General features: G+C 70.8%; 5 protein-coding genes. 4 read left to right on the top strand and 1 reads right to left on the bottom strand.

From position 1 onward, the window contains the following. The first annotated feature begins 60 nt into the window (after positions 1 to 60). From EIO58_RS12830 to EIO58_RS12815, 4 genes are read left to right on the top strand one after another with little or no spacing between them, the layout of a single operon-like run. Positions 61 to 672 carry a carbonic anhydrase gene (locus EIO58_RS12830; protein WP_127819869.1) on the top strand — a complete coding sequence of 204 codons (612 nt, stop codon included), beginning with the start codon at positions 61 to 63 and terminating at the stop codon, positions 670 to 672. A gap of 41 nt (positions 673 to 713) precedes the next feature. Then, positions 714 to 2,108 carry a class II fumarate hydratase gene (locus EIO58_RS12825; RefSeq protein ID WP_127819868.1) on the top strand — a complete coding sequence of 465 codons (1,395 nt, stop codon included), beginning with the start codon at positions 714 to 716 and terminating at the stop codon, positions 2,106 to 2,108. Positions 2,109 to 2,155: 47 nt separating this feature from the next. Further along, positions 2,156 to 3,664, top strand: a complete 1,509-nt coding sequence (locus EIO58_RS12820; RefSeq protein WP_127819867.1) for a sensor histidine kinase — start codon at positions 2,156 to 2,158, stop codon at positions 3,662 to 3,664. Then, positions 3,661 to 4,317 carry a response regulator transcription factor gene (locus tag EIO58_RS12815; RefSeq protein ID WP_127819866.1) on the top strand — a complete coding sequence of 219 codons (657 nt, stop codon included), beginning with the start codon at positions 3,661 to 3,663 and terminating at the stop codon, positions 4,315 to 4,317. Before EIO58_RS12820 ends, EIO58_RS12815 begins: the two co-directional genes overlap by 4 nt. Positions 4,318 to 4,401: 84 nt before the next feature. On the opposite strand, the gene EIO58_RS12810 is transcribed toward EIO58_RS12815, so the two are convergent. Beyond that, the coding region (locus EIO58_RS12810) for a hypothetical protein (RefSeq protein ID WP_446723925.1) at positions 4,402 to 4,800 on the bottom strand (399 nt) is incomplete at its 5' end.

Here is a 4,800-nt window from a genome sequence, read left to right as displayed (position 1 = left end):
GGCCGAGTGACCGATCCGACGACGCGCCCCGAGCCGGCGCCCGCCAAGGCGTGGCACGAGATGCAGCGGGGCAACGCGCGCTTCGTCACCGGCGAACCGCACCACCCCCGCCAGGACGTCGACCGGCGCCACGAGCTCGCCGGCGGCCAGCGCCCCCGCGCCGCGCTGTTCGGATGCTCCGATTCGCGACTGGCGGCGGAGATCATCTTCGACAAGGGGCTGGGCGACCTCTTCGTCGTCCGCAACGCCGGGCAGGTGATCTCGGATTCCGTCGTCGGCAGCCTCGAATACGCCGTCGCCGTCCTCGGAGTGCCGTTGATCGTCGTGCTCGGCCACGACGAATGCGGCGCCGTGCGAGCGGCGATCGACAGCACCGACCCCGAGACGGCGCCCCTGCCCCCGCACATCTGGCGGCTCATCTCGCCGATCGTGCCCGCCGTCCGCCGCGTGCAGCGCGCGGCGACCGTCGACGGCATCGCCCCGCGGGCGATCGACGCCGAAGAGGTCGGTCGCGAGCACCTGCGCGACACCGTCGCGGAGCTGCTGCACTCGTCCGAGCTCATCAGCGACGCGGTCGCGGCGGGGCGCCTCGCGATCGTCGGCGCCAATTACCGGCTCGCCGAGGGCACCGCCGTCCCCGACGTGGTCGTCGGTATCGCCGAGCCCGCCTGACCCGAACCCCGACCCTGTACCGACACGTGAGGAACGACGACGTGACCGACACCGAGTACCGCATCGAGCACGACACCATGGGCGAGGTGCGCGTGCCCAAGAACGCTCTCTACGCTGCGCAGACCCAGCGCGCCGTGGAGAACTTCCCGATCTCAGGAGACCCGCTCGAACCGGCCCAGATCGTGGCGCTGGCCCGCATCAAGAAGGCCGCCGCCCTCGCCAACAAGGAGCTGGGCACGCTGGACGCACGCATAGCCGACGCCATCGCCGGCGCGGCGGACCGCATCATCGCGGGCGAGTTCTCCGACCAGTTCCCGATCGACGTGTACCAGACCGGCAGCGGCACCTCGTCGAACATGAACATGAACGAGGTGCTGGCCACGCTCGCGACGCAGTCGCTCGGCGCCACCGTGCATCCCAACGACCACGTCAATGCCTCGCAGTCCTCGAACGACGTCTTCCCGACCTCCGTGCACATCGCGGTGACCCAGGAGCTCATCGACGACCTCATCCCCGCGCTCGACCACCTCGCGGTGGCGCTCGAGGCCAAGGCCGAGGCGTGGAAAGAGGTCGTGAAGTCCGGCCGCACCCACCTCATGGACGCCACTCCGGTCACGCTCGGCCAGGAGTTCGGCGGCTACGCCCGCCAGATCCGCCTCGGCATCGAACGCGTGCAGTCCGTCCTTCCCCGCGTCGCCGAGGTGCCGCTGGGCGGCACCGCGGTCGGCACCGGCATCAACACGCCGATCGGCTTCCCTCAGCGGGTCATCGAGCTCATCGTCGCCGACACCGAGCTGCCGATCACCGAGGCCAAGGATCACTTCGAGGCCCAGGCCAACCGCGACGCGCTGGTCGAGGCATCCGGGGCCCTCCGCACCATCGCAGTGTCGCTCACGAAGATCAACAACGACCTGCGGTGGATGGGATCCGGTCCCAACACGGGCCTCGGCGAGCTGCATATCCCCGACCTCCAGCCCGGTTCTTCGATCATGCCCGGCAAGGTCAACCCCGTCGTCCCTGAAGCGACGCTCATGGTGTGCGCACGCGTCATCGGCAACGACGCGACCGTCGCCTGGGCGGGCGCCTCCGGGGCGTTCGAGCTGAACGTCGCGATCCCGGTGATGGGCACCGCCGTGCTCGAGTCCATCGAGCTGCTCGCGAACGCCTCGCGCCTTCTCGCCGACAAGACCATCGACGGCCTCGTGGCGAACGTCGAGCGCGCCGCCGCATACGCGGGCATGTCTCCCTCGATCGTCACCCCGCTCAACAAGCTGATCGGGTACGAGGCTGCGGCGAAGATCGCGAAGCACTCGGTGGCCAAGGGGATCACCGTGCGTGAAGCCGTGATCGACCTCGGCTACGTCGAGCGCGGCGAGCTGACGCTCGCGCAGCTCGATGAGAAGCTCGACCTCCTCTCGATGACGCACCCGGGCTGATCAGGTCTGGCGTGCCGGAAGATCCGTCGCGGCGGGATAATCAGGGGGTGGCCCACACGCCCCGCCCGATTCCCGCACGCGTCAGGATCCTTGCAGCGATCCTCGCGGTCGCGTGCGTCGGGCTGGCGATCGTGGGAAGCGTGACGTTCCTGGTGCAGCGCGAGCAGGCGATCCAGGCGGTCAACGACCGGCTCGCGGCGCAGGTCCAGCGGCTGCAGGACTTCGCCGGTGACCCTGAGGTCCAAGAGGCGGGCGAAGGGGCCAACGAGGCGATCGAAGAGGTCGACATCAACGACTTCGCCTCGATCGACGAGTACCTTCAGGCCGTGGTGGCCCGGCTCGTGCCGGCGCGCGGCGAGGGATCGGTGGCTCTCCTCGACGGAACTCCGCGCTGGGTGCCGCAGACGCTGTCGGGTTTCGACATCTCGCACAACGATGACCTGATGGAGCGGGTGGTGGCCGAGACCGACGACGGCACGGCCAAGAGCGGAACCGCGGTGACAGACCAGGGCACGCTGCGCTACATCGCGATTCCCGTCTCGATGCCCGGCGATCCGCGGCAGGGGCTGTACGTCCGTGCGATCGACCTCGGCGCGGAACTGCAGCCGGTCACGCTCGCGATGACGACGTACGTGGTGGCGGCCGTCGCGGTGCTCGGGGCGATCGGGGTCGTCGGCTGGTTCGTGACCGGCCGCCTGCTCTCCCCCATCCGGCACCTGCGCGAGACGGCCGACGCCATCTCGATCGATGACCTGTCACGACGCCTGTCGCCGCACGGCAACGACGACATCGCCGACCTCTCGCGCACCGTCAACTCGATGCTCGACCGCCTCGAGGGCTCGGTCGACGTGCAGCGACAGCTGCTCGACGACGTGCGCCACGAACTGAAGACGCCCATCACCATCGTGCGTGGGCACCTCGAGCTGATGGACCCTCGGGATGCCTCGGACGTGGCCTCGGCGCGCGACATCGGCATCGCCGAGCTCGACCGGCTGGCGCGTCTCGTGGAGGACATCGACCTGCTCGCCGCTGCGGAGGCCGACTCGTACGCGATGGCCGAGGTCGACGTCGCCTCTCTCACCGCCCGGGTCGGCGAGCTCGTCGCGGTGATCCCGGGCCACGTCTGGACCGTCGAGTCTCACGTCGGCGGGATCACGACCGGCGACACCGACCGGCTGCTGCAGGCGTGGCTGCAGCTCGCCGACAACGCCGCGAAGTACACCCCCGCCGGCTCCCCGATCGAGATCGGAAGCGCGGTCGACGCGGAGGGCACCCACCTGTGGGTGCGCGATCACGGCCCCGGCATCCCGCCCGCGGCGCGCGTGCGCATTTTCCGCCGATTCGATCGCGCGCACGGAAAGCGCACCGTGGGGGGCTCGGGTCTCGGCCTCGCGATCGTCGACGCGATCACCAAGGGCCACGGCGGCCACTGCGCCGTCACCGACACTCCGGGCGGCGGAGCCACGTTCACCATTCACCTGCCTCCCGCCGAGGTGGAGCTGCCGGCACCCGTCAGGGCCGGCGACGTCGTGCTGCAACGGGAGGCATCAGGATGACCAGGATCCTCATCGTGGAGGACGAGCCGCGCATCGCCGCGTTCGTCAGCCGCGGGCTCGAGTCCGCCGGCTACGAGACCACCGTCATCGAGGACGGAGCGGAGGCCCTCGAGGCCGCGCTCCGCGGCGACGGCGACCTCGTGCTGCTGGACGTGGGGCTCCCGACCATGGACGGCTTCGAGGTGCTGCGCGAGCTGCGCTCACGGGGCTCCGGGATCCCGGTGATCATGCTCACCGCCCGTTCGAGCACGCGCGACACCGTCGAGGGGCTGGACTCGGGCGCGAACGACTACGTGTCCAAGCCCTTCACCTTCGAGGAGCTTCTCGCACGGGTGCGCTCGCGGCTCCGCGAGAACGTGCCGCAGCAGGGGGTGGCGATCTCGCACGGCGACGTCACCCTTGACATCCTGGCACGCCGCGCGACGGTGGAAGGCCGCGAGATCGACCTCTCGGCCCGCGAGTTCTCGCTCGCCGAGCAGTTCCTGCGCAACCCCGGTCGGGTGCTCAGCCGGGAGCAGCTGCTCAGCAGCGTATGGGGGCTCGACTTCGACCCGGGCTCGAACGTCGTCGACGTCTACGTGCGATACCTGCGCGGCAAGCTGGGCTCGGACCACATCGTCACCGTGCGCGGCGCCGGCTACCGCTGGGAGTGAGCGGTCGCGCCGCGCGCGCGAAGAAGCCCCCGGTGTTGGGGGACACCGGGGGCTGGGAAAGGCCGGACTGGGGGATCCGGCCGGTTACCGATCGCGTCTGTCTGGGGAATCGCGCGATCGATCCTTCTTCGCGCCGCCGCGGGACGAGTCCGAGGACTCGGTGCGGCCGGCGGTCGAACCCGCGTTCGCGGGACGTTCTTGGGCGGGGTCGGGCGGGATGAGCCCCGCTTCGGGCGGGCGCGGCGGCGCCTGCTGCTCTTTGCGGGGCCGGTCGCCCTCGGATGCGTCGGCTCGCTCCTCCTCGAGGCGGGCGATCCACGCGTCGATGTGCTCCTGCGACCAGCCGTGCGCCAGAGCCCACGCGATCACGGTGTCCCACGTTCCCGACCTCGCCGACGCCTCGACGCCCGCGTTCGGAGTCGCCGCCGGGGCGACCGGCGCGGCGGGAGCAGCGGAGCTCGGCGGCGGGGGCGGGGGCGGGGG

The organism is Microbacterium sp. CPCC 204701, from assembly GCF_004010105.1.
Taxonomy (GTDB): Bacteria; Actinomycetota; Actinomycetes; order Actinomycetales; family Microbacteriaceae; genus Microbacterium.
The sequence above is the reverse complement of the archived record's forward strand: the minus strand, read 5'-3'. Positions and strand labels throughout refer to the sequence as shown.